Origin of the sequence: Paenibacillus sp. MMS18-CY102 (assembly GCF_009789195.1) — a bacterium.
GTDB lineage: Bacteria > Bacillota > Bacilli > Paenibacillales > Paenibacillaceae > Paenibacillus_T.
In genome coordinates this window covers 1-521 of sequence record NZ_WSTC01000099.1, presented here as the reverse complement: position 1 = coordinate 521, position 521 = coordinate 1, and the positions used below count along the sequence as shown (strand labels likewise).

The 521-nt window shown below is 48.8% G+C and carries 1 pseudogene; it reads right to left on the bottom strand.

Annotated features, from left to right (window positions below):
* Positions 1-521: pseudogene (locus tag GON22_RS25625) on the bottom strand (hypothetical protein); the annotation flags it as partial.

Genomic DNA, 521 nt, shown 5'->3' with positions numbered 1-521 from the left:
CTTAATGTAGTACGTCGTTCCATTTACTAATTGCGTGATGGTCTTTGTCGTGCCCGTTGTGGTTCCAGCATACTGGTAGTAACCATTTTCGGAAGTCGACATATACACCGCGTAGCTGGTTGCATGCGTCACGCTATTCCACGTAACTGTTGCAGTTGTGTCTCCTGCTACCACTTGAACGTTGGTCGGTGCACCCGGACGAATCAAGGCGATTTCATTGGAAACCACACTCGTTGCCGATCCGTTCACTGCCGTTACGACATAGTAATAGGACTTGTACTGATTGTCCCCATTTATTGAATCTACATCGAGATAGCCCATGTAAGACCCATTTTGCACAATGCCAATGCTTGTATAAGGGCCTCCTGGCGTCTCCGAGCGTTTTACTTCATAGTGTGCCGCTCCTGCAATCTGCGTCCAGGTTAAGTTAAGCCCGCCATCGCTATCTATGAACTTCGTAACATTCGGCGCACTTAATGTTGCCAGGCCGACGGTAACAGATACCGATGCGGAGTACCTAC